At 51.1% G+C, this 20,302-nt stretch carries 19 protein-coding genes; 4 read left to right on the forward strand and 15 right to left on the reverse strand.

Features of this window, described 5'->3' with window-relative positions; genetic code table 11:
* Positions 1-20: 20 nt before the first annotated feature.
* The 15 genes from lpxB to F7P81_RS09185 all read right to left on the reverse strand — a co-directional run bounded on the left by lpxB (position 21) and on the right by F7P81_RS09185 (position 17,046).
* A complete protein-coding gene (gene lpxB, locus F7P81_RS09115) occupies positions 21-1,196 on the reverse strand; it encodes a lipid-A-disaccharide synthase (RefSeq protein ID WP_151159255.1) in 1,176 nt (391 codons plus the stop codon).
* Between the two features lie 242 nt (positions 1,197-1,438).
* A complete protein-coding gene (locus F7P81_RS09120) occupies positions 1,439-2,317 on the reverse strand; it encodes an LpxI family protein (protein ID WP_028233983.1) in 879 nt (292 codons plus the stop codon).
* Position 2,318: 1 nt separating this feature from the next.
* Positions 2,319-3,149 carry an acyl-ACP--UDP-N-acetylglucosamine O-acyltransferase gene (gene lpxA, locus F7P81_RS09125; RefSeq protein ID WP_022712387.1) on the reverse strand — a complete coding sequence of 277 codons (831 nt, stop codon included), beginning with the start codon at positions 3,147-3,149 and terminating at the stop codon, positions 2,319-2,321.
* 96 nt (positions 3,150-3,245) lie between these two features.
* Entirely contained in the window at positions 3,246-3,707 is a 462-nt protein-coding gene (gene fabZ, locus F7P81_RS09130; protein WP_022712388.1) for a 3-hydroxyacyl-ACP dehydratase FabZ, read from the reverse strand.
* A 1-nt stretch (position 3,708) separates the two neighbouring features.
* On the reverse strand, positions 3,709-4,755 hold the full coding sequence (lpxD, locus tag F7P81_RS09135; RefSeq protein ID WP_033316251.1) for a UDP-3-O-(3-hydroxymyristoyl)glucosamine N-acyltransferase: 1,047 nt from the start codon (positions 4,753-4,755) through the stop codon (positions 3,709-3,711).
* A 67-nt stretch (positions 4,756-4,822) separates the two neighbouring features.
* The gene (gene bamA, locus F7P81_RS09140; protein ID WP_151159256.1) at positions 4,823-7,168 is read right to left on the reverse strand and encodes an outer membrane protein assembly factor BamA; all 2,346 of its coding nucleotides are present in this window, start codon (positions 7,166-7,168) and stop codon (positions 4,823-4,825) included.
* A 260-nt stretch (positions 7,169-7,428) separates the two neighbouring features.
* Positions 7,429-8,568 carry an RIP metalloprotease RseP gene (gene rseP / locus F7P81_RS09145; RefSeq protein ID WP_022712391.1) on the reverse strand — a complete coding sequence of 380 codons (1,140 nt, stop codon included), beginning with the start codon at positions 8,566-8,568 and terminating at the stop codon, positions 7,429-7,431.
* A 54-nt stretch (positions 8,569-8,622) separates the two neighbouring features.
* On the reverse strand, positions 8,623-9,435 hold the full coding sequence (locus F7P81_RS09150) for a phosphatidate cytidylyltransferase (RefSeq protein WP_151159257.1): 813 nt from the start codon (positions 9,433-9,435) through the stop codon (positions 8,623-8,625).
* Positions 9,436-9,602: 167 nt separating this feature from the next.
* Positions 9,603-10,367, reverse strand: coding sequence for an isoprenyl transferase (locus tag F7P81_RS09155; protein WP_116088063.1), 765 nt, complete (start codon positions 10,365-10,367; stop codon positions 9,603-9,605).
* Between the two features lie 317 nt (positions 10,368-10,684).
* Positions 10,685-11,245 (reverse strand): ribosome recycling factor, encoded by a 561-nt coding sequence (gene frr, locus F7P81_RS09160; protein ID WP_121992655.1) that lies wholly within the window; start codon positions 11,243-11,245, stop codon positions 10,685-10,687.
* Positions 11,246-11,444: 199 nt separating this feature from the next.
* The gene (pyrH, locus tag F7P81_RS09165; RefSeq protein ID WP_022712395.1) at positions 11,445-12,167 is read right to left on the reverse strand and encodes a UMP kinase; all 723 of its coding nucleotides are present in this window, start codon (positions 12,165-12,167) and stop codon (positions 11,445-11,447) included.
* A 417-nt stretch (positions 12,168-12,584) separates the two neighbouring features.
* The gene (gene tsf / locus F7P81_RS09170) at positions 12,585-13,508 is read right to left on the reverse strand and encodes a translation elongation factor Ts (protein ID WP_022712396.1); all 924 of its coding nucleotides are present in this window, start codon (positions 13,506-13,508) and stop codon (positions 12,585-12,587) included.
* Between the two features lie 356 nt (positions 13,509-13,864).
* Entirely contained in the window at positions 13,865-14,632 is a 768-nt protein-coding gene (gene rpsB / locus F7P81_RS09175) for a 30S ribosomal protein S2 (protein ID WP_028233986.1), read from the reverse strand.
* 283 nt (positions 14,633-14,915) lie between these two features.
* Entirely contained in the window at positions 14,916-16,016 is a 1,101-nt protein-coding gene (locus F7P81_RS09180; protein WP_151159258.1) for an alkene reductase, read from the reverse strand.
* A gap of 187 nt (positions 16,017-16,203) precedes the next feature.
* Positions 16,204-17,046 carry a cell envelope integrity EipB family protein gene (locus F7P81_RS09185; RefSeq protein ID WP_151159259.1) on the reverse strand — a complete coding sequence of 281 codons (843 nt, stop codon included), beginning with the start codon at positions 17,044-17,046 and terminating at the stop codon, positions 16,204-16,206.
* Positions 17,047-17,351: 305 nt separating this feature from the next.
* Here F7P81_RS09185 and F7P81_RS09190 point away from each other — a divergent pair, with 305 nt between their 5' ends.
* The 4 genes from F7P81_RS09190 (at position 17,352) to F7P81_RS09205 (ending at position 20,301) form a co-directional block, all read left to right on the forward strand.
* The gene (locus F7P81_RS09190; protein ID WP_151159260.1) at positions 17,352-17,819 is read left to right on the forward strand and encodes a RidA family protein; all 468 of its coding nucleotides are present in this window, start codon (positions 17,352-17,354) and stop codon (positions 17,817-17,819) included.
* A 2-nt stretch (positions 17,820-17,821) separates the two neighbouring features.
* Positions 17,822-18,562 carry a glycerophosphodiester phosphodiesterase gene (locus F7P81_RS09195; RefSeq protein WP_151159261.1) on the forward strand — a complete coding sequence of 247 codons (741 nt, stop codon included), beginning with the start codon at positions 17,822-17,824 and terminating at the stop codon, positions 18,560-18,562.
* A gap of 136 nt (positions 18,563-18,698) precedes the next feature.
* Positions 18,699-19,868: a GNAT family N-acetyltransferase gene (locus tag F7P81_RS09200; protein ID WP_170265242.1), complete on the forward strand. Its 1,170-nt coding sequence runs from the start codon at positions 18,699-18,701 to the stop codon at positions 19,866-19,868.
* A gap of 10 nt (positions 19,869-19,878) precedes the next feature.
* Positions 19,879-20,301 (forward strand): HIT family protein, encoded by a 423-nt coding sequence (locus F7P81_RS09205; RefSeq protein ID WP_151159263.1) that lies wholly within the window; start codon positions 19,879-19,881, stop codon positions 20,299-20,301.
* Position 20,302: the final 1 nt, after the last annotated feature.

Here is a 20,302-nt window from a genome sequence, read left to right on the forward strand (position 1 = left end):
AATTGGTCGAACAAATCAGATCAGTTGTTGTTTGATAGAAGCTCCAGCAGCACATCAGCCCCCATTTCACCGGCAGGCTTATCCGTATGCATTTTAGCGATAATCCGCTCGAAACCATCGATCTGTGCCTGCCGTACCAAACCGTCTTCAAGCAAACGCTCAATCTGACGGCACAGCATGCCTGCACGGACAAACTCGTTAAAGAACTCAGGAATGACCGGCGTATCATCAATAATATTCGGCAGTGATGCGCTCCAGATGGTTATCAGCCGCGTAATGAATAATCTGCTGAAGAGATCGGCCTTGTAGGTAATCACTGCCGGAATTTTGGTCAGCGCCAGTTCAAGCGACACAGTACCGGAAGCAGCCAATGCCGCATCGGCCTTGGCAAAGGCATCCCATTTCGCAGCCTCACCGGTGACAATAACCGGCTTAACCGGCCAGTCTTTCGTCAGGTTCTGCACATAGGCTTCATGGCGTTCCGGTGTGGGCAGAATTGCATGCACAGTACCGTTGCGTTCATTCAGCAATTGCAGTGTTGTGCCAAATTCTTTGAGCAAAGCCTGTATTTCAGACCGGCGGGAACCCGGCAAAAGCAGAATGGTTTTCTCGGCATCTTCTGCCGGTGCTTTGCGGTTTTTCCGCGCTTTAGCCACATCCAGCAATGGCTGGTAGCTGCTCAGCCGATGGCCTACATAAGTCGATTTAGGGCCGGACAGACGCTGCATGACCTCTACTTCAAAAGGCAGAACCGTCAGCACATGGTCAATATATTTGCGCATTTCCTTGGCACGCTGCGGACGCCATGCCCAGACAGTCGGGGCAATATATTTGATGATCGGTATCGACGGATCGGCCTGACGCACCTTTTTCGCCACGCGGTGAGTGAAATCCGGACTGTCAATAATCAGCAGGCAATCCGGTTTTTCAGCCACAATCGCTTTGGCTGTCTGACTGATCCGCATAATCAGTTTCGGCAAACGTGCCAGCACTGCTCCAATACCCATCAGGGCAATCTCATCAGGATCAAACAGGCTCTGCAATCCGCGCTGTTGTAAATGTGTGCCGCCAACGCCCACAAGGCTGATCAGGCGATCCGTTTTCGTACGCAGCGCATCCACGAGATCCGCCCCAAGCAGGTCTCCGGATTCCTCACCGGCCACAACAGCAATTTTCAACGGAAGTTTTTCACTCATATTCAAACCGGCATCCTTTGGATTAAAGTGGTTCCGGTCAGAGCAAAATCATTGGAACCGTATTATCTCTTTATCTGGTCGCATTGTCACAGCAGTCAAGTTGACTCAACTTGACTGTGAAATGCTCCGGCTCGCACCCGATTGAACGCCCGATTAAACGCCCGATTAAACGAAAGTGCTTCGGTTGCAAGAGCTGCAGCATAGTAGCTGAACAGCGGCAGAGCTATACAAGTTTTGAAAAATTATTCGCGCGGACTGTCGAAAGTAACAATAAACAAGCCCTGCGCATCGGCGGATTGAACCGTGTCGTGATAGGACAACATCACAGTACGGCCAGCCTCGATAGCAATCCCTGCAAGCCCTGCAGCTGCAATATTGGTCACCGTATCAATGCCGATCGTCGGCAGATCTGCCCGCTCATCCTGTGCAGGTTTTGCGCATTTAACCAGCACTCCGCCCTGACGCGGGATGCGGCCTTCCTGACGCAGCTGGCGCACACGCTCAATCATATTGTCGGTACCTTCAGCACCCTCCAGCGCCACAACACGACCGCCGGCAGCAATGGCACCCTGCCCGACATCCAGCTTGCCCAATATGAAAGCTGCTTCGCGTGCAAGATCAATATTATGCTGTTCTTTTTTATCCGGCTTAACCGCAGTCAGCACGGATGCTGCCGGTGCCAGAATATCGGGCACAATCTGATGCGCGCCGACCATATGAAAGCCGTAGGATTCCAAAAGTCCGATAAAAGCACGGAGCAAAGCATCATCGCCTTTGCCCAATGCTTTAAACACCCGTGGCAGTGCACGGATGGTTGTCATATCCAAACGTATATCGCTTAAATGCGGGCGTTGGCGGACACCGCCCGCCAGAATAACATTCTTCGCACCGGCTTGTTTCAGCGCCTTAATCAGGCGGGTGAATTCCACCACTGAAACAGTTTCATGGTCGAACCGTTTGAGACTTTCGTCCGCCTCGCCCTTCAGACAAATGACAAAGGGCGGATTGCCTTTCTTTTCAAGAGCCTCTGCCACAACTTGCGGCAAAAGCCCGTTACCGGCAATAATAGCGGTTCTGGCTTCAGCATCTACGGCTCGGACAGAAACAGCGCTTTTCGTCATATTATGAATGGTCTTCAATATGACCGTGCTTACCATGCAGAAGCGGTGTCGTAAACGAGCTGCGCTTGGCATCGGCTGTGATGAAAGCAATCAGATCGCCCACTGCCGGTGAATCTGCAAACTCAATACGCACGTCTTCCACGCGCTCTTTCACCGGTTTTGTACGATCAAACAACATACGTGTTGCACGGCGCACAGCATGGATTTCTTTACGTTCCAGACCGGACCGTTTCATGCCGATGATGTTGAGACCGCCGAGATGCGCATGAACGCCAATAGCCATGCCGAACGGAATAACATCCTGCACAACAGCCGCCATACCGCCAACAAAAGCATGATGCCCGACGCGGACGAACTGGTGCACAGCAGCACCGCCGCCGAGAATTGCATGATCGCCGATTTCACAATGGCCGCCGATCATCACATTATTCGCAAAAGTTACGTGATTACCGACATCGCAATCATGGGCGACATGGGCATAAGCAAGAAATGTGGAATTATCGCCGACATTGGTATAGCCGCGGCTGGTATCGGAACCACGATGCATGGTTACGCCTTCGCGGATCATCGCATTTTTGCCGACCAGCAGCTTGGTGTGGCCACCTTTATGCTTACCGTTTTGCGGTTCGCAACCGAGAATAGCGTGCGGGAAAACTTTGGCGTTTTCACCAAGTGTCGTAAACCCCGTGACAACAACATGGCTCATCAGCTCGCTGTTATCACCAATCTCTGCGCCTGCCTGAACATGGCAGAAAGCGCCGACAGAAACACCCTGACCAAGTTTGGCGCCCGGTTCAACGCAGGCTGTCGGGTGAATAGAGGTTTCACGCATTCAAATCACGCTTTTTCTTCAGTTATATCAAAGCCCGAACCGGACTTTGAAAATTAATGTATTTGTTTGCAAGATCGCCTGTAACAGACTGTCTGCTTACGCACCAGTCATTGCAGATACATCCGCTTCGGCAACTTTAACGCCGTCAACTTCAGCGACACATGCAAATCTTGAAATATTTCCGCGTTGCTTCACTTTTTTAACGCGAAGCAACATGCGATCACCCGGAACAACAGGACGACGGAATTTTGCATTATCAATTGTCAGCAAAAATACGGTTCCTGCATTTTCAAGGCCCATTTTGAGCATTGAAATCGCACCGGCGGTCTGCGCCATAGCTTCAATGATCAATACACCGGGCATAATAGGGGTCGCAGGAAAATGTCCAGTAAAATGTGGTTCATTGAATGTCACATTTTTGATACCGGTCGCGGAATCATCACCGTCAATATCGACAATACGGTCGATAAGAAGAAACGGATAACGATGCGGCAGAACTGCCAGCAACTTCTGAATATCTGCTGAACCAAGGCTGTTCTGCTCAACATTCTCACTCATATCAGGATTTCTCCTTTTTAGACTGTCCGATACTGCGCAACGTCGCAATATCGCGGAACCACTGCTTCAGCGGTCTGGCTGGCAGACCACCCCATCTCTCACCATCGGGAATATCATTCATCACACCGCTCGCAGCAGCAATCTGCACGCGCGAACCGATTGTGATGTGATCTGCAAGGCCGACACGCCCGCCAAGCATTGTCATGTCGCCGATGGTAACACTGCCGGAAATTCCGCAGTGACCGGCCACAATACAATGCCGCCCGATTTTTACATTATGTGCAACATGCACCAGATTATCGATCTTGGTGCCCTCGCCGATCACAGTATCACTCAGTGAACCGCGATCAATCGTGGTATTCGCACCGATTTCCACACCATCCTGAATGATAACGCGACCAAGCTGTGGCACTTTTTCAAGTCCTGCAGGCCCCGGTACATAACCGAAACCATCCTGCCCGATGCGGACACCCGGATGCAGATAAACGCGATTACCGATCAGCGCATAGGTCAGGGAAACATTCGGCGCGATGATACAATCACGGCCGATTTTACAGCCCGCACCAATTACACTATTCGCACAGATTGTTGTACCGGAACCGATAGATACACCAGCACCGACGACTGCGCCCGGTTCAATCGTAACATCGCTTTCAATCTCGGCACTCGGGTGAATCGTGGCATTTTCAGAAATACCAGGAACACCCAGCAATGAGCGCGGATGCACAGCCTGCGCATAAAGCTTACGGCCAACAGCAGCAAAATCCCGCTGCGGCGATTTACTCACCAGAATCGCAACACCCTCAGGAATCAATGATGCCTGCGCTTCTGCGCATAGCACAGCGGCCGCTTTGAGCGAGCTCAGAGCAGCTTCGTTTTTCTTACCTTCAAGGAAAACAAGAGAATCCGGTGTTGCATTATCCAAAGACGCCAAATGCTCAATTTTCCGGTCGGCATATTGCTTTGTCAGCAATTCGGAACCGGTAAATTGAGCAATATCAGCGACGTTGAGTGCACAGGACAGCGTATAAAATACAGGATCTGCCATCAACATACTTTCTCTCCTGAGGCGGATCTTCTTTGCAGAGATTACGCCTCAGGAAAAAGCAAATTTATCAGAACTTGCTCGACATACCAAAATTGAAGTTCTGAACTTTGTCGGAATCTTCTTTCTTAATAGGAATAGCATAGTCAAAGCGCAGCGGACCGAACGGAGAAGCCCACATCAGACTTACACCAGCCGAAGCTCGCAATGCACTGCCGGTTCCCATTGCACCTTCAGTCTTGTTACCATAGAGCGTCGCAGCATCTGCGAAGAACGCACCACGGATACCAAGGCTTTCCGGAACAACCGGCATCGGGAACTGAACTTCAGCGCTGGCGTTGAAGTAAGTTGTACCACCGAGCCAGTAACGTTCACTACCATCAGAAGAATCCTGATAGGCACCGATACCGTTATATTTAAAGCCGCGGATCATATCAGTGTTACCTTTGAACATATCAAAGATACGCAGACCGTCATCGGTGAAGGAGTGAATGTAACCACCACCGGCAGTCAGCACACCAACAACATCAGCTTCCTGCAGCAAGGTCTTGTAATAGCTTGCTTTTGCAGTTGTCTTCATAAATTTGGCATCGCCGCCGAGACCAGCAAATTCCTGACCGAAGCGAACATAGATACCGTCATGCGGATTGTTCGGGTTATCGATCGTATTATAAGTCAAAGCATAAGAAATCGACGAACGCAGCCATGGACTCTGTGCAGCAGCTTCAATCAAAGCCGGAGCGTAGATCGCCATATCTTCGCTCTTGAGCTTATACTTTTCCTGAACCAGGTTATAACCGATGCTCGCACCGAAATTGTCGGTAATCGGCAGACCAAAACGGATTGTACCACCGGTCTGTTCTACGTCATACTGATCTTTAACGCGATACGACTTACGGAAAATATCGAAGCCTGCAGAAACGCGCTGACCGAGGAAATAAGGCTCGGTGAACGAGAACGAATAGTTACGCGCATCATCCTGACCGGCACCTGCACCGATACGGATATACTGACCACGACCGAGGAAGTTGCGCTCTGCAACCGAACCTTCAACCGAAGCACCCGGTGTTTCACCACCCGATGTATAACCTGCACCGATGGAGAATTCACCTGTAGGTTTTTCAACAACGTCAACGATCAGCACAACCTGATCCGGCTCAGAACCCTGAGCGGTCGAGATATTAACTGTCTGGAAGAAGTCCAGAGCTTCGAGACGACGCTTGGCGCGTGTAATCATAACCTGATTGAAAGCATCGCCTTCACTCATGTCGAATTCACGACGGATAACATAGTCGCGGGTCTTATCGTTACCGCGGATTTCGATACGCTGCACGTAAGCGCGCGGACCTTCTTCCACGTTATAAACGACCGAGATTGTGCGGTTTTCGAAGTTACGGTCGCCGCGTGGCTCAACCTTAGCGAAAGCATAACCGCTGCCGGCAACGCGCTCAGTTACAGCTTCAACCGACTTTTCAACGTCGTTGGCGCTATAAACTTTACCTGCGCGGGTCTTCAGCATGCCGCCGAGCGCTTCTGTATCAACGCCAGCGATTGAGCTTTCAACCTGAACATCACCGAATGTATAACGCTGACCTTCTTCAACAGTGAAGGTGATCGTATATTCGTTTGTCGCAGGATCCAGAACCGCATTGGACGAAATCACGCGGAAGTCAGCATAACCACGGTTGTAGTAGAAACGACGCAGCGCTTCTTCATCTGCCTGCAGACGATCTTCGCTGTAAATGTCGCCGCGTGTCAGCCATGACAATGGATTGGTACGCTTGGTGGAGATCACGTCACGCAGACGACGACCACCGAAAGCTTCATTACCTACGAAATCGATATTGGCGATTTTTGTACGGCCGCCTTCAGTGATTTCATAAACAACGTTTACACGACCCTGACCGAGATCAACCGTACGGGCGTTCACAACAGCGTCGCTGCGGCCAACATTACGGTAAGCCTGAATGATGGCCTGACGATCTGATTCCATCTGCGCAGGATCAAAAGGGCTACGCGCCTTCAGCTCTACCGCACGACCGAGATCAGCATCTTTGACCTTCTTGTTACCCTGGAAGAGTACGTTGTTAACAACCGAGAACTCGGAAACAGTGACAACGAGTGCACCGCCCGACTGGCTGATACGAACATCAGAGAACAGGCCCATATTGAAAAGGCTTTTTACAGCCGCATCAATATCAGCATTGGTGAATGACTTGCCAGGCTTAATGCCGATGGCGCCACGAATTGTCGATGCATCAACCCGCTTGTTACCGCGAACGTCAATACGACTAACGACTGCTGCCTGTGCAACACTCACAGTAGCAAATGAGATCGCTGACGTTCCGGCAGCAACCATAGCTACCGACATAGCGACCGCAGAAGCAGCACCAAAGAACTTTGAATTTGCCGTCATAGGTCTATTTAACCTTCGTTTCGTTGCCCCGGGCCGTAATCCGGGAAAATAGCGCATAATGCAAACTGTAATAACCAGTTTTCATATACAAGCAAGCTTCACTATTAAAATCTGTTTACTTCATTCCCGAACGTGGCACAGGTGCCACGCAAATCCAATAGCATGGTAAACAGATTATTGCTTTTCTTGTATAATCCCCTCGTATTTTACACAATTCGTTAATGTTTTAATTCAAAGGCTTGAGCCTTGTCCAGTTCAGATTAGCAGCCAAAGAGATCATTGTAAAAGACGAATCCCATAAAGCCGAGAACGACAAAGAAACCAAGCCGGAAGAATAATTCCTGTACTGCCACCGGAACAGGACGTCCCAAAACAGCCTCTCCCGCATAAATCACCAGATGCCCGCCATCAAGAGGGGGAAGCGGAAATAAATTGAACAATCCAATGCCAACCGACAGCATCGCAATCAGCTGAACCAGCCATTCAAAGCCGTGTTGCGCCGCTTGTCCGGCCATATTAGCAATTTTTACGGGTCCGCCCAGCTGACATTTATCTTCACGCCCCATTACCAGTCTCTTCATAAAAGTACCGGTACGGCTGATGATATGTCCGGTTTCGACCACAGCCTCACCCACCGATTCGAGCGGGGAATATTCAACCTTGCGGTAATTGCCTGTGTCTTTGGTGATCGTAACTCCGATCACACCGAGCTTGATTTTGTTACCCAGCGCATCCGTCTGCTCCATAATTTCAGGAACAGCTTTCAGGTTGATTTCCTGCCCGTCACGCTCAACCGTGAAAGACAGTTCATCACCGCTGCGTCCGTTCACAATACGTTGCACATCGGCAAAACTATTGATCTGCGTACCTTCCACATTGATGAAACGGTCACCCGGTTTAAAACCTGCCACAGCGGCAGGACTGCCTTCATTAACCTCTGCAATGGTCGGATCAGCAACAAGGCGTCCGTAGCTTGCAAAGAAGAAGCTCAGAATGGCAATTGTCAGCAGAAAATTGAATGCCGGGCCTGCAAAAACGGTTGCAGCACGCTTCCAGACCGGCTGCGTCGCAAAAGCAACCTTGCGCTCGGCTTCAGTCATGGCGGACAAGCCCTCGCCGTCCGGTGCACTGGCGGCATTCATATCACCGGCGAACTTCACATAGCCGCCGAGAGGAATCGCACAGAGCTTCCAGCGTGTACCGTTACGCGCCGTATAACCGATCAGCTCCGGCCCGAATCCGATAGAAAAGGCCTGAACGCCGATACCGCACAGACGACCGACGATGAAATGTCCCATCTCATGAACAAAAACAACAACGGCCAGAACGAGAATAAACGGAAGTAATGTGCCAACCAGCAGGCTGTCGCCGCCGAATAAATATGCAAGGGGATCACCCAAAACTCTAACTCCCGTAATTCAAAGTCTCAAAATATGCTTTTACCGCAGCGCTACTTACAGAGGCTGCAAAACAATGCCGATAAACATTGCTGAAGGTGAATCCGGCCCTGTCACCAGAGCACCGATAATATACAGCATGACAGCCGCCACAATCAGGCCATCCACGCGATCCATCACCCCGCCGTGCCCCGGCAGCAGCTTGCCGGAATCCTTGGCTCCGAAGCGGCGCTTGACCCATGATTCTCCGAGGTCGCCCATCTGTGAGGCAACCGAGAGCGCAATAGCCAGAATAACCATCGGATATTTCACGCGGTCAAAGCTGAAATAGCTGACCGCCGCCGCAGCAATCATTGCTGCCACAACACCGCCAATTGCGCCGGACCATGTTTTATTCGGAGAAAAGCGCGGAGCCAGTTTTGGCCCGCCGAGGCTGCGTCCGGTGAAATACGCAAAAATATCTGTCGCCCAGACCAGTGCGAACAAATAGATGATTGCAATCAGACCGGATGTCGTTTCGCCGCGCAAGACCGCCAAACAAACCATCGGCACGCCGGCATAAATCAGCCCTGCCGCAGTCCAGTTAGAGCGCTGGATCAGGAAAACCGCACCGGCTGCAAGAATGGCCAGAATCTGAATTGCCGGAACCTGTATCAGCATAAGACCCGCAGCAACCGAGAGCACCGCCCAGCCTGCCGTCAAACCGGAGCGCGTCTGCTTCGAGGCGCTCAGCGTTGTCCACTCATAGAAAATCGCGAAGCCAATCATCACAGCCAGCACACGGAAGCTCATACCGCCCAGCCAGATCAGCAGAATTGTAACGGGCGCAAGCACTGCTGCCGTCATGATACGCAATTGAAGATTGGACACGAAAACCCTCGCCCCTAGAGCATTTTTAGTTTAGATTGAATCATTACAAATGCTCTATCTGTTTGATTTTACGCGCATCTTGCTCCGAAAACCGCTTCGCACTTTTCGGGATGCGCTCTAAGTCTGTCTATTTATGATCCGGCAAAGCTGAAACGCACAGCACGAACCTAACCCGCATTATGCCGCAAAGGTACCACGTCCGTTTCACCGGACAAATTTTGCATGTCGTCAGCTTCCAGCCCGCCAAAGCGGCGAACGCGCTTACGATATTCATCAATCGCAGCAAATAAATGCGCAGGCTTGAAATCCGGCCAATATTCCGGAGCAAACAGAAACTCTGAATAAGCCGCCTGCCAGAGCAGAAAATTGGACAGCCGCATTTCACCGCTGGTACGGATAATCAGGTCAGGATCCGGAATATCTGCCGTATCAAGCCTTTCAGAAATCATTTCGGCCGTGATCGCATCCGGCTTCATCTGCCCTGCAGCAACGGCTTCCGCAATCTGACGCATTGCCCGTGTCAGCTCGTCCCGCGCCCCATAATTAAAGGCAATAACGAGCGTCAGACCGCTATTGGCTGCGGTCAGTTTTTCGGCCTCATTCAGAAGCACACAAATATCGGAGGCAAGATCATCACGCGCGCCGATAATGCGTACACGGACATTCTGACTGTGAAGCTTATTCAGATCGCGGCGGATGAACAGCTTCAGCAATCCCATCAGTTCCGTGACTTCGGAATTCGGACGCGACCAGTTCTCGGAAGAAAATGCAAAGAGGGTAAGAAATTCCAGCCCTTTATCCCCTGCAGCACGCACAATGCCGCGCAGAGCATCCACACCCGCTTTATGACCGGCAACACGCGGCAGACCGCGCGCTTTAGCCCAACGACCATTGCCATCCATAATAATGGCGATGTGGCGCGGATCGGACATTCAGGCATATTCCTTTTTTTGACAGAACGGCTGCCGTCAGGCGCCATGCTTATCCGGTTTAAGAACTTAGAGAATTATCAGCATCAGACTGCAACCAGCAACAACATGCATAATTATTCTGTACTATAATAGAATCCGCAAAATGTCTTTTGCACGGCCACTCCGGCATTCACTATGCGCATTCGCGGATATATTCTTTTCACCGGAGATATACGGCAGTCTCAGATATCAGAGTGGTTAATTGATACTGAACCACTCTGATGCCTGTTCTTACAGTTTAGAGCGACCTTTATACGCCCGATCAGGCGAATGGTGCCTTAGACCTGCATAATTTCCGCTTCTTTAGAAACCAGAAGCTTATCAACTTCTACAATGGTTTCGTCGGTCATTTTCTGCACTTTGTCAGACAGGCTGCGGCTGTCATCCTGACTGATGGTGCCGTCTTTTTCCAGTTTCTTCAACTGATCCATACCATCGCGGCGCACATGACGAACGGCAACTTTAGCACCTTCAGCATATTGGTTCGCAATTTTAACCAGTTCCTTACGGCGCTGTTCGTTCAGTTCCGGCAGCGGCACACGCAGTGTCATACCGTCAGTGATCGGATTCAGACCCAAACCGCTGTCACGGATTGCACGTTCAACCGCACCGACCATGCTCTTGTCCCAAACGGATACAGACAGCATACGGGCTTCAGGAACAGTAATCTGCGCCACCTGATTGATCGGCATGGTCGAACCATAGGCTTCAATCGTCAGAGGCTCCAGAAGGCTTGCTGAAGCGCGTCCGGTACGCAGACCACCCAAATCATGTTTGAAGGACTGAATCGCACCATCCATACGGCGTTTCAGATCGTTTACATCCAGAGCGTCGCTCATAATATCTCTCCTTGGGCGTACACCAAACATCTTGCGCTTTTACAGCGCATAATACTGCCTGATAGTCGGAAACAGGTTTCAGACCACACAATTCGCTTTTTGTTTAGAACAGCTTGACGCAAATGATAAGCACAAAATCAAAGCTTTGCTGAATTGAATCTGTGTACACACACAGATTCAATTCAGGAACCGGTGCTTATCAGGCGTCTGTCACAACCGTGCTGCGGCCTTTACCCTGCAGAATCTGCGCAAAGCCGCCTGCTTCATGAATGGAATAAACCACGATCGGAATGCGGTTTTCCTGTGCCAGAGCCACTGCCGTCACATCCATCACAGCCAGACCTTTATCCAGCACTTCCTTGTGGGTCAGACGGTCGAAACGCGTGGCAGACGGATCTTTCTTCGGATCCGCACTGTAAATACCGTCAACCTGCGTACCCTTAAACAGGGCATCTGCACCGATTTCAGCAGCACGCAAAGCAGCCGCAGAATCGGTTGTGAAGAACGGATTACCGGTACCACCGGCAAAGATTACAACCTTGCCCTGATCCATATAGGCGGTTGCCTGACGCTGCGAGAAGCTCTCGCACAGTTCCGGCATAGCAATCGCCGAAAGCACAACCGCATCAACACCCTGCTTGACCAGAGAGGTGCGCAGAGCCAGCGAGTTAATCACTGTAGCCAGCATCCCCATATGATCGCCGGTTACGCGGTCACCGCCTTTGGAGGCAACAGCCAACCCGCGGAAAATATTACCGCCGCCGATAACCACGCCGACTTCAACGCCGAGCGCACGCGCTTCGGCAATATCACTTGCAATGCGGTCAGCAACGGACACGTCAATGCCAAATCCCTGCTCACCCATCAGCGCCTCACCTGACGCTTTGAGGAGAACCCGTTTATACAGTGTCTTACCAGCCATGGGATCCCTTTTTTGATTTCGGTCCGAACTTCCCCACCGGCAAGCGGACATGGTTTTTAAATAGTCCGGTGCACATGAACTTGCAGATATTCACATTTTTAGCCGGAACACAGAATGATTTTCTGCCGCGAGCAACCGTCGCCAAGCATAATTGCATGACCGGTGCAGATGACAAGAAAAAGCATGAATATGTTTCGCATACATCAAGGGCATCGCATTGTCACGCGATGCCCTTTCATAACTGACAAGTTTTTAGAGCCTGTTGCATTTTATGGAATGCATAGCGCCCGCTCTGTTTTCTTGTTTTACGCATGTCGTAAAAATGCCGGCCTGACAGAGTCAGACCGGCATTTTAAATTCGGGCAGTAAACCGCATTCTGAAAGGCGCATCGCAATTCAGGATGCGCCTGTAAAGAATTAGCCTTTGTTTACGGCAGCAACTTCAGCAGCGAAGTCGGTTTCTTCTTTTTCAATGCCATCGCCCAGAGCGAAGCGAACAAAGCCGGTTACCTTAGCAGGTGCGCCGATTGTTTTTTCTGCTTCTTTAAGCGCAGCTTCTACGCTCAGGTCCGGGTTGATAACGAAAGCCTGCGACAGAAGAACAACTTCTTCAAAGAACTTGCGCATACGGCCGTCAACCATCTTGGCGATGATTTCTTCCGACTTGCCGGACTGACGAGCCTGATCAGCAAAGATTGCTTTTTCACGCTCAACGGCAGCAGCATCAACTTCAGCAGAAGTCAGAGCCAGCGGGTTGGTTGCGGCAACATGCATAGCGATCTGACGACCGATAGCGGCAGCAGCTTCTGCATCACCGGTTGTTTCGATAGCAACCAGAACGCCCAGCTTGCCGAGGCCGTCTGCAACGCCGTTGTGGATGTAAGAAGCAACAACACCGTTTTCCACGCTCAGAGCAGCGGAACGACGGAATGCCATGTTTTCACCGATGGTGCCAACAGCATCTTTAATGGTGTCAGTTACAGTCTTTTCCGAACCCGGATAGGTTGCGTTTGCAACGGCATCAGTCGAACCGTCGGTGCCCAGAGCAACCTTGGTTACGTTCAGAACGATTTCCTGGAAAGCAGCATTACGGGCAACGAAGTCTGTTTCGGAGTTAACCTCAACAACAACAGCTTTTTTGCCTTCGCTGGCAACGCTTACCAGACCTTCAGCAGCTGTACGGCCGGCTTTCTTGTCAGCTTTAGCGATACCCTTCTTGCGCAGCCAGTCCATGGCAGCTTCCATATCGCCATTATTTTCGTTCAGAGCGGTCTTGCAGTCCATCATGCCTGCGCCGCTGAGTTCACGAAGTTCTTTAACCATTGCTGCGGTAATGCTCATTGTCGCCTCTCAGAGAAAGCAGCAGACATCCGGCAAAGCGGCATGCCCGCTATGGATCATTGTTCAGACAGCGGACCTGTCTTTTATCCAATGACCGATTAATCATTACAGCCCGCATTGCAATTCCTGCAAAGCGTCAACTGTATACATACGGGATAGCAGGAGCCGAAAAGGCTCAGATTAAATAAGACACAGATTTCACCGTGCGCGGACGGAATCAGAAACGACTCACCCGTTTCAGATATTTACCGGTTTAAAACTTCAGTTTTTTGAAGCTCTGCAAACACGGCAAATTGTGTCTTTTAAGCAGAATATCTGCCGGATCTGAAAACAGATCCGGCAGACAAGAAAACGAATTAAGCGTTTTCAGCAGCTTCCAGAGCTGGCTCAACAGGAGCTTCAGCCTGCGCACCGATATCGATGCCCAGAGCGCCCTGCTGACGCATAATGCCGTCCAGAGCAGCTTTAGCAATCAGATCGCAATAGAGCGAGATTGCGCGAGCAGCATCATCGTTACCTGGGATCGGGAAATCGATCTGGTCTGGATTACAGTTGCTGTCGATAACAGCAACAACAGGGATACCAAGACGCTTGGCTTCCTGAATTGCAATCGATTCCTTGTTGGTGTCGACGATGAACATCAGGTCAGGAACGCCGCCCATATCCTTGATACCACCGAGAGCGCGGTCCAGCTTTTCGCGTTCGCGTTCCAGAGTCAGGCGTTCCTTTTTGGAATAGCCCTGAGCTTCGCTCGACAGCAATTCGTCAAGCTTGCGCAGACGCTGGATCGAGTTGGAAATGGTTTTCCAGTTGGTCATCATGCCGCCGAGCCAGCGGGAGTTGACGTAATACTGAGCCGAACGGCCAGCAGCGTCAGCAATGATTTCCGAAGCCTGACGCTTGGTGCCAACGAACAGAACGCGGCCGCCACGAGCAACAGTATCAGAAACAACCTTCAGCGCATTGTGCAGCAGAGGAACGGTCTGAGCCAGGTCAAGAATGTGGATGTTGTTACGTGCACCATAGATGAAAGGTGCCATTTTCGGGTTCCAGCGGTGTGTCTGGTGACCGAAGTGAACACCAGCTTCCAGAAGCTGGCGCATGCTGAAATCAGGCAATGCCATTGTATTTTCCTTTTCCGGTTGAACCTCCACGGGCTGAGGCACAAATGTGCCACCGGAGGCGTTGTGCGGATTTCTCCCGCCCATAACCCAAATCCCGTGTGTGGAATAATGCGGCTGGTAAACGATGAATGAAGAAAATGCAAGCCCTGAACGGTCAAAAACCGCCGGAAGCCGGAACGCAGCCTTCATTATCAGATATTACACAGCCATAAGACTATAGCACAGGGACATTCCCGCCGGAACACTTGTTCTGCGGCGGAAACATCCCTGCCCTTATCTGCGTTTAAACAGCTTCATAGGCCGGATAATCGGTATAACCCTTTTGCGCACCGCCATAGAAAGTTGTGTGATCGGCCGGTGCCAGCGGCCAGCCGCGCTGCATACGCTCGGCCAGATCAGGATTTGAGATATATGGCCGGCCGAAAGCCACCAGATCTGTAAGCCCTTCATCGAGAACACGCTCAGCCGTTTCCTGCATATAGCCGCCGGCAAAGATCAATGTGCCCTGATAAACCTCACGGAACTTCTTCAGGAATTCACGGCCTTCTTCTTTTGCCAGCAAACCACCGGCATTGCCGATATGAATATAAGCCAGTTTGCGGGCGGACAGCTCGGCAGCCAGTGTCAGCCATGTCTCCTCCTCCCCGTCAAAGGCATGAAGATCAAACAGGCGACTGAAAGGTGTCAGGCGGATACCGACACGGGCAGAGCCGATACGTGCAACGGCCGCATCAACAACCTCCAGCGCAAAGCGGATACGTCCGGCAATTGTCGCGCCGCCATAGCCATCTTCACGCTTATTGAAACCGGCATTGATGAACTGCTCAATCAGATAGCCGTTTGCACCGTGAATTTCGACACCATCAAAACCGGCTTTAACGGCATTCTCTGCAGCATCGGCAAATTCTCCGGTAATGCGGGCAATATCGTCAGCATTCAGTGCACGCGGTGCGCTGGGTGCAACCAGCCCCGGTGTTCCGCCCTCACCAAGCGCGAAAACATTTGAGTCTTTTGCAATTTCAGCAACCGGCGCGACAGGCGCAATGCCGTTCTTTTGTACGGAAACATGGGAAACACGTCCGACATGCCAGATTTGTGAGAAGATTTTACCACCCTGCGCATGAACGGCATCCGTTACTTTTTTCCAGCCCTCAACCTGCTCGGCAGAATATACACCGGGCGTATAGAGATAGCCGCGCCCCTCATCAGAGATCGGTGTTCCTTCACTCACAATCAGGCCTGCTCCGGCACGCTGGGCATAATATAATGCCGTATCGCCGTTCGGCACAGTATCAATTGCGCGTGCGCGTGTCATAGGTGCCATCACCACACGGTTTTTAAGCGGCAGGCCATTGAGGTCATAGGAAGAAAAAAGATCGGACATTATAATAACCTTTGCTTGTAAAAATTATCCGCGCCGCCACAGCACGCACGGATCAATCTCAGTCACAGAGATATTTATAGTCAAGACTACAGAATACAAGGCACGGAAATTCAATAAAATGAAAAAAGCGGCAAATCCGTTTCCGGAAATGCCGCCTTGTCATCGAAACCTGTAGAATTATGCCGGATTATTCGCAGGTTGCCGCCGCTGCCGGTTTAAACATTTCCAGATTGACCAAGGTGCCTTTCATGGAAAAATCACCGTAATCCATGTTCAGATCACGGGTCACACCATTGCGGTAGAGTTTGAAATTCACGCGATAGACCGGCAACCCCTCGTCGCTCTCTTCATCATCAAAATAAGCGACGGTCACAGGCCAGCTCTCTTGTTTGGCCACCTCACCCATGACTTTCGTTTCGGTGTCTTCAGGCAGCACCTGCCCTTTCCCGATCACGGCTGTGGTCGCCATAATCTTATTGGCATCATCGGAACCATCAAAAATTGTCGTCTGATAAAAAGTGTCACCCTTTTGCGCACGAACAAGCAGTTCTTCCATATGACGGGTCGGGAACTGCGAGAGCGCCAGTTTGAGATCCTGTTTTTCAGGCTTGGTCAGCGCCACATCCATCTGCTTGTCGCCAAGCGCCGCATTCCCGCGCACTTCTTTAATCAGCTCTTTATCGACAAAGGTTTTATTGACGAAACGGAATCGGCTGCCGTCTCCGGCTTCAAAAGTAGTGGTCTGCTGATCTGTAACCCGCTGATCCTGCCCTTCCATATCGATACGGGTCACGAAGCGGAAATTCGTTGTATAGCCTTCGCAAGCCGAGCCGTTGAATTCATAGACCATACGTCCGGTTACACCGGCAATGCCGGATTTTTCATCGGCGCGTTCCAGTGTCAGATCATAAACTGCGCGATGCGGCAGAAGTGTGCTTCCTGCATAAGCTGCTGTGCTCAGCACTACAGGAACAACAAAACCAGATCCGAACACAAGGGCCTGCAAAATGGGGGCCTGCAAAAAACGCATAAAGATTCTCCGATAAATTTATCGCCATGTTAAAATAACTCATGGCGGAAGCGAGGCAAAAATCACAGCTTTTGCTATGCTCCACTGATTCTGTCAGTTTGAACTTTATTTTTGTATATGCATGACACCTAAAACACACAGATCAGGCATAAACATTCATCCCAACAATTCAGGGCCGACATTCGGAACCGACAATGAAGGGCAAACTGTTAAAGAATCCCTGCGGAATATAAACCGCCCCAAAATGACCTTATTGTTTGCCGTCCACTCTGATGTGACGATAAAATAAAACCGGAAAGAGCGCCATGACCTCGACAATCGAAACCCGCCTCAAAGATCTCGGCATCACCATTCCAGAATCCGCAGCACCGGCTGCAGCCTATCTGCCTTTTTCCCAGAGCGGCAATCTGCTGTTCACCTCCGGCCAGTTGCCCCTGAAGGATAGCAAGCTCGTTTCCACCGGTCTGGTTGGCCGCGACCTGACCATTGAACAGGCGCAGGAAGCAGCAAAATATTGCGCTATCAATGTGCTGTCACAGGCAAAAGCGGCTCTTGGCGGCGATCTTTCCCGCATCAAGCGCATTGTTAAAATCACTGTATTTGTTGCGTCTGTTGTTGATTTCACCGATCAGCACATTGTTGCCAATGGCGGTTCTCAGCTGTTCATCGATGTTCTCGGCGATGCAGGCAAACATGCCCGCTCCGCTGTTGGCATGGCTGGTCTGCCGCTGAATGCACCGGTTGAAATCGAAGCCGTGATTGAGGTTGCCTGATTATGAGCGCTGCGCCTCGTGATGAACTGAAATGGCTTACCCGCCGGCCGATTGCCCATCGCGGGTTGCACGATATGAATAAAAAGGTCTGGGAGAATACTCTCCCGGCCTTCAGTGCAGCCATTGCAGGCAATTATGCCATTGAATGTGACGTGCATCTGACCAAAGACGGTGAAGTCATCGTGTTTCATGATGATGTGCTGGATCGCCTTGCCGGCCGCGAAGGCCGCATTTGTGATCTGACACTGGCCGAGGCTCAGGCACTGACCATCGGCACCACACAGGATCACGCCCCGTCGCTTCGCCAGATGCTTGATCTGGTTGCCGGACGCGTGCCGCTGGTTATCGAACTCAAAGGCATTGAAGGTCAGGACGAAGGTCTGGTTGCCGCCGTTGCCAAAGAGCTGAAAACCTATCAGGGCGAAGCGGCGATCATGTCCTTCGATCATCACCTCATCCGCCGTTTCCGCAGCGATGCACCGGGTGTTGTTGCCGGTCTGACGGCAGAAGGTACCAGTGCCGCCGATATGGAAAAGCACTTTGCCATGCTCGCGCATGATGTGGATTTTGTTTCTTACAATTTCCACCATCTGCCAAATCCGTTCATCAGCTTCTTCCGCACCGTGCTCAACCGTCCTGTCATCACATGGACAGTGCGTAGCGCGGAGGAAAAGGCCGTGAGCGACATGCATGCACAGCAGATCACGTTTGAAGGCTTTATACCCGACAGCGTAATCGCCTGAGGCAACACTATCTTACCGGCGCATAGTGTGATGCGCCGGTAAAAACCAGACATGACAAAACGGGTGGGAATGGTTGATTGCTATGCGTGAGGAAGCAGAGGAAGAAACCAGCATTATTTTGCGTAACGTCAGCTCCATGCAGGGTTTCAGCCCTGAGGCATGGGCGCAATTTTCTGAAACCGGCAAACATTCCGCAGCCCCGTCCACAGACGGTATTGCTGCGAACAAATCCTATAACCCGTTTCTCTCTTATGCCTATCTTTCCGCGCTGGAAGATTCCGGCTGCGTCGGTGAAAATACCGGCTGGCTGCCCTGCCATATGCGCCTTGAAACACAACAGGGCGTATTGCTGGCCGCAGCTCCTGCCTATCTGAAATCCCATAGTCAGGGTGAATATGTTTTTGACCACGGCTGGGCTGAAGCCTTTGAGCGTGCCGGTGGTCAATATTATCCCAAGCTGCAACTGGGTATTCCGTTCACTCCGGCAACGGGCGCACGCCTGCTGACTACAGAGAATAATCCTGAACTGCGCCGCCTGCTTGCCAGTGCCGTTGCGCAATTCACCAATCAGAACCAGTTGTCATCCGCACATGTAACCTTTGCTGAAGTGCCGGATATTCAGGCTCTGACTGAGACCGGCTTCCTGCATCGCAAGGATCAGCAGTTTCATTTCAAAAACAATGGCTTTCAGGAATATAGTGATTTTCTGGAAGAACTTGTTTCCCGCAAACGTAAAGCCTTAAAGCGCGAACGCCGCGAAGCTCTGAGCAATGGCATTTCCATTGAATGGTTGACCGGCTCCGACCTGACGGAAGACATATGGGATCAGTTCTACGCATTCTATATGGATACCGGCAGCCGCAAATGGGGGCGTCCATATCTCAACCGTGAGTTCTATTCGCTGATCGGCGAGCGCATGGGTGATGATATTGTGCTGATTATGGCCAAGCGCGACGGGCACTATATTGCCGGTGCGATCAATTTCATCGGTGGTGACCGGCTGTTCGGCCGTCATTGGGGCTGTATCGAAGATCACCCGTTTCTGCATTTTGAAGTCTGCTATCATCAGGCGATTGATTATGCGATTGCACATAAATTATCGGTAGTGGAAGCCGGTGCACAGGGGGAACATAAGCTGGCACGCGGCTATGAACCTGTGACCACCCATTCCGCCCATTATATCAGCCATCCCGGCTTTCGTGATGCTGTGGCGCAATATCTGCACCGCGAGGTCCGCGAAGTCGAAATGAATAACAGCTATTATGCGGAACACAGTCCGTTCCGCAAATTCCATCAATCTGAATAGGGAGCCATCCATGACCACGACTTATGCCAGCGACAATATTTTCGCCAAGATCCTGCGCGGCGAAATTCCGAGCCATAAGATTTATGAAGATGATGATGTCTATGCATTCATGGATGTGATGCCGCAGGGCAAAGGCCACAGTCTTGTCATCCCGAAACAGGGTTCACGCAACCTTCTCGATGCAGACAGCGCCGTGCTGGCCAAGCTGGTTGCTGCCACGCAGAAAATAGCGATTGCTGTTAAGAAGGCTTTTGATGCTGATGGCGTCACCGTCATGCAGTTTAACGAACCGGCGGCAGGCCAGACCGTTTTCCATCTGCATTTCCATGTCATTCCGCGTTTTGAAGGCGTTGCCCTGACCGGTCATACCGGCAAGATGGAAGATCAGGCTGCTCTTGCTGAAAACTGTCAGAAGATTATCGCAAGCCTTTAAT

This window comes from Pseudochrobactrum saccharolyticum (genome assembly GCF_008801715.1).
GTDB lineage: Bacteria > Pseudomonadota > Alphaproteobacteria > Rhizobiales > Rhizobiaceae > Pseudochrobactrum > Pseudochrobactrum saccharolyticum.

Bases quoted from the DNA above. Each gene is read 5' to 3' on its own strand.
- lpxB (WP_151159255.1), bottom strand. From the start codon at position 1,196: ATGAGTGAAAAACTTCCGTTGAAAATTGCTGTTGTGGCCGGTGAGGAA.
- F7P81_RS09120 (WP_028233983.1), bottom strand. From the start codon at position 2,317: ATGACGAAAAGCGCTGTTTCTGTCCGAGCCGTAGATGCTGAAGCCAGA.
- lpxA (WP_022712387.1), bottom strand. From the start codon at position 3,149: ATGCGTGAAACCTCTATTCACCCGACAGCCTGCGTTGAACCGGGCGCC.
- fabZ (WP_022712388.1), bottom strand. From the start codon at position 3,707: ATGAGTGAGAATGTTGAGCAGAACAGCCTTGGTTCAGCAGATATTCAG.
- lpxD (WP_033316251.1), bottom strand. From the start codon at position 4,755: ATGGCAGATCCTGTATTTTATACGCTGTCCTGTGCACTCAACGTCGCT.
- bamA (WP_151159256.1), bottom strand. From the start codon at position 7,168: ATGACGGCAAATTCAAAGTTCTTTGGTGCTGCTTCTGCGGTCGCTATG.
- F7P81_RS09155 (WP_116088063.1), bottom strand. From the start codon at position 10,367: ATGTCCGATCCGCGCCACATCGCCATTATTATGGATGGCAATGGTCGT.
- frr (WP_121992655.1), bottom strand. From the start codon at position 11,245: ATGAGCGACGCTCTGGATGTAAACGATCTGAAACGCCGTATGGATGGT.
- pyrH (WP_022712395.1), bottom strand. From the start codon at position 12,167: ATGGCTGGTAAGACACTGTATAAACGGGTTCTCCTCAAAGCGTCAGGT.
- tsf (WP_022712396.1), bottom strand. From the start codon at position 13,508: ATGAGCATTACCGCAGCAATGGTTAAAGAACTTCGTGAACTCAGCGGC.
- rpsB (WP_028233986.1), bottom strand. From the start codon at position 14,632: ATGGCATTGCCTGATTTCAGCATGCGCCAGCTTCTGGAAGCTGGTGTT.
- F7P81_RS09180 (WP_151159258.1), bottom strand. From the start codon at position 16,016: ATGTCCGATCTTTTTTCTTCCTATGACCTCAATGGCCTGCCGCTTAAA.
- F7P81_RS09185 (WP_151159259.1), bottom strand. From the start codon at position 17,046: ATGCGTTTTTTGCAGGCCCCCATTTTGCAGGCCCTTGTGTTCGGATCT.
- F7P81_RS09190 (WP_151159260.1), top strand. From the start codon at position 17,352: ATGACCTCGACAATCGAAACCCGCCTCAAAGATCTCGGCATCACCATT.
- F7P81_RS09195 (WP_151159261.1), top strand. From the start codon at position 17,822: ATGAGCGCTGCGCCTCGTGATGAACTGAAATGGCTTACCCGCCGGCCG.
- F7P81_RS09200 (WP_170265242.1), top strand. From the start codon at position 18,699: ATGCAGGGTTTCAGCCCTGAGGCATGGGCGCAATTTTCTGAAACCGGC.
- F7P81_RS09205 (WP_151159263.1), top strand. From the start codon at position 19,879: ATGACCACGACTTATGCCAGCGACAATATTTTCGCCAAGATCCTGCGC.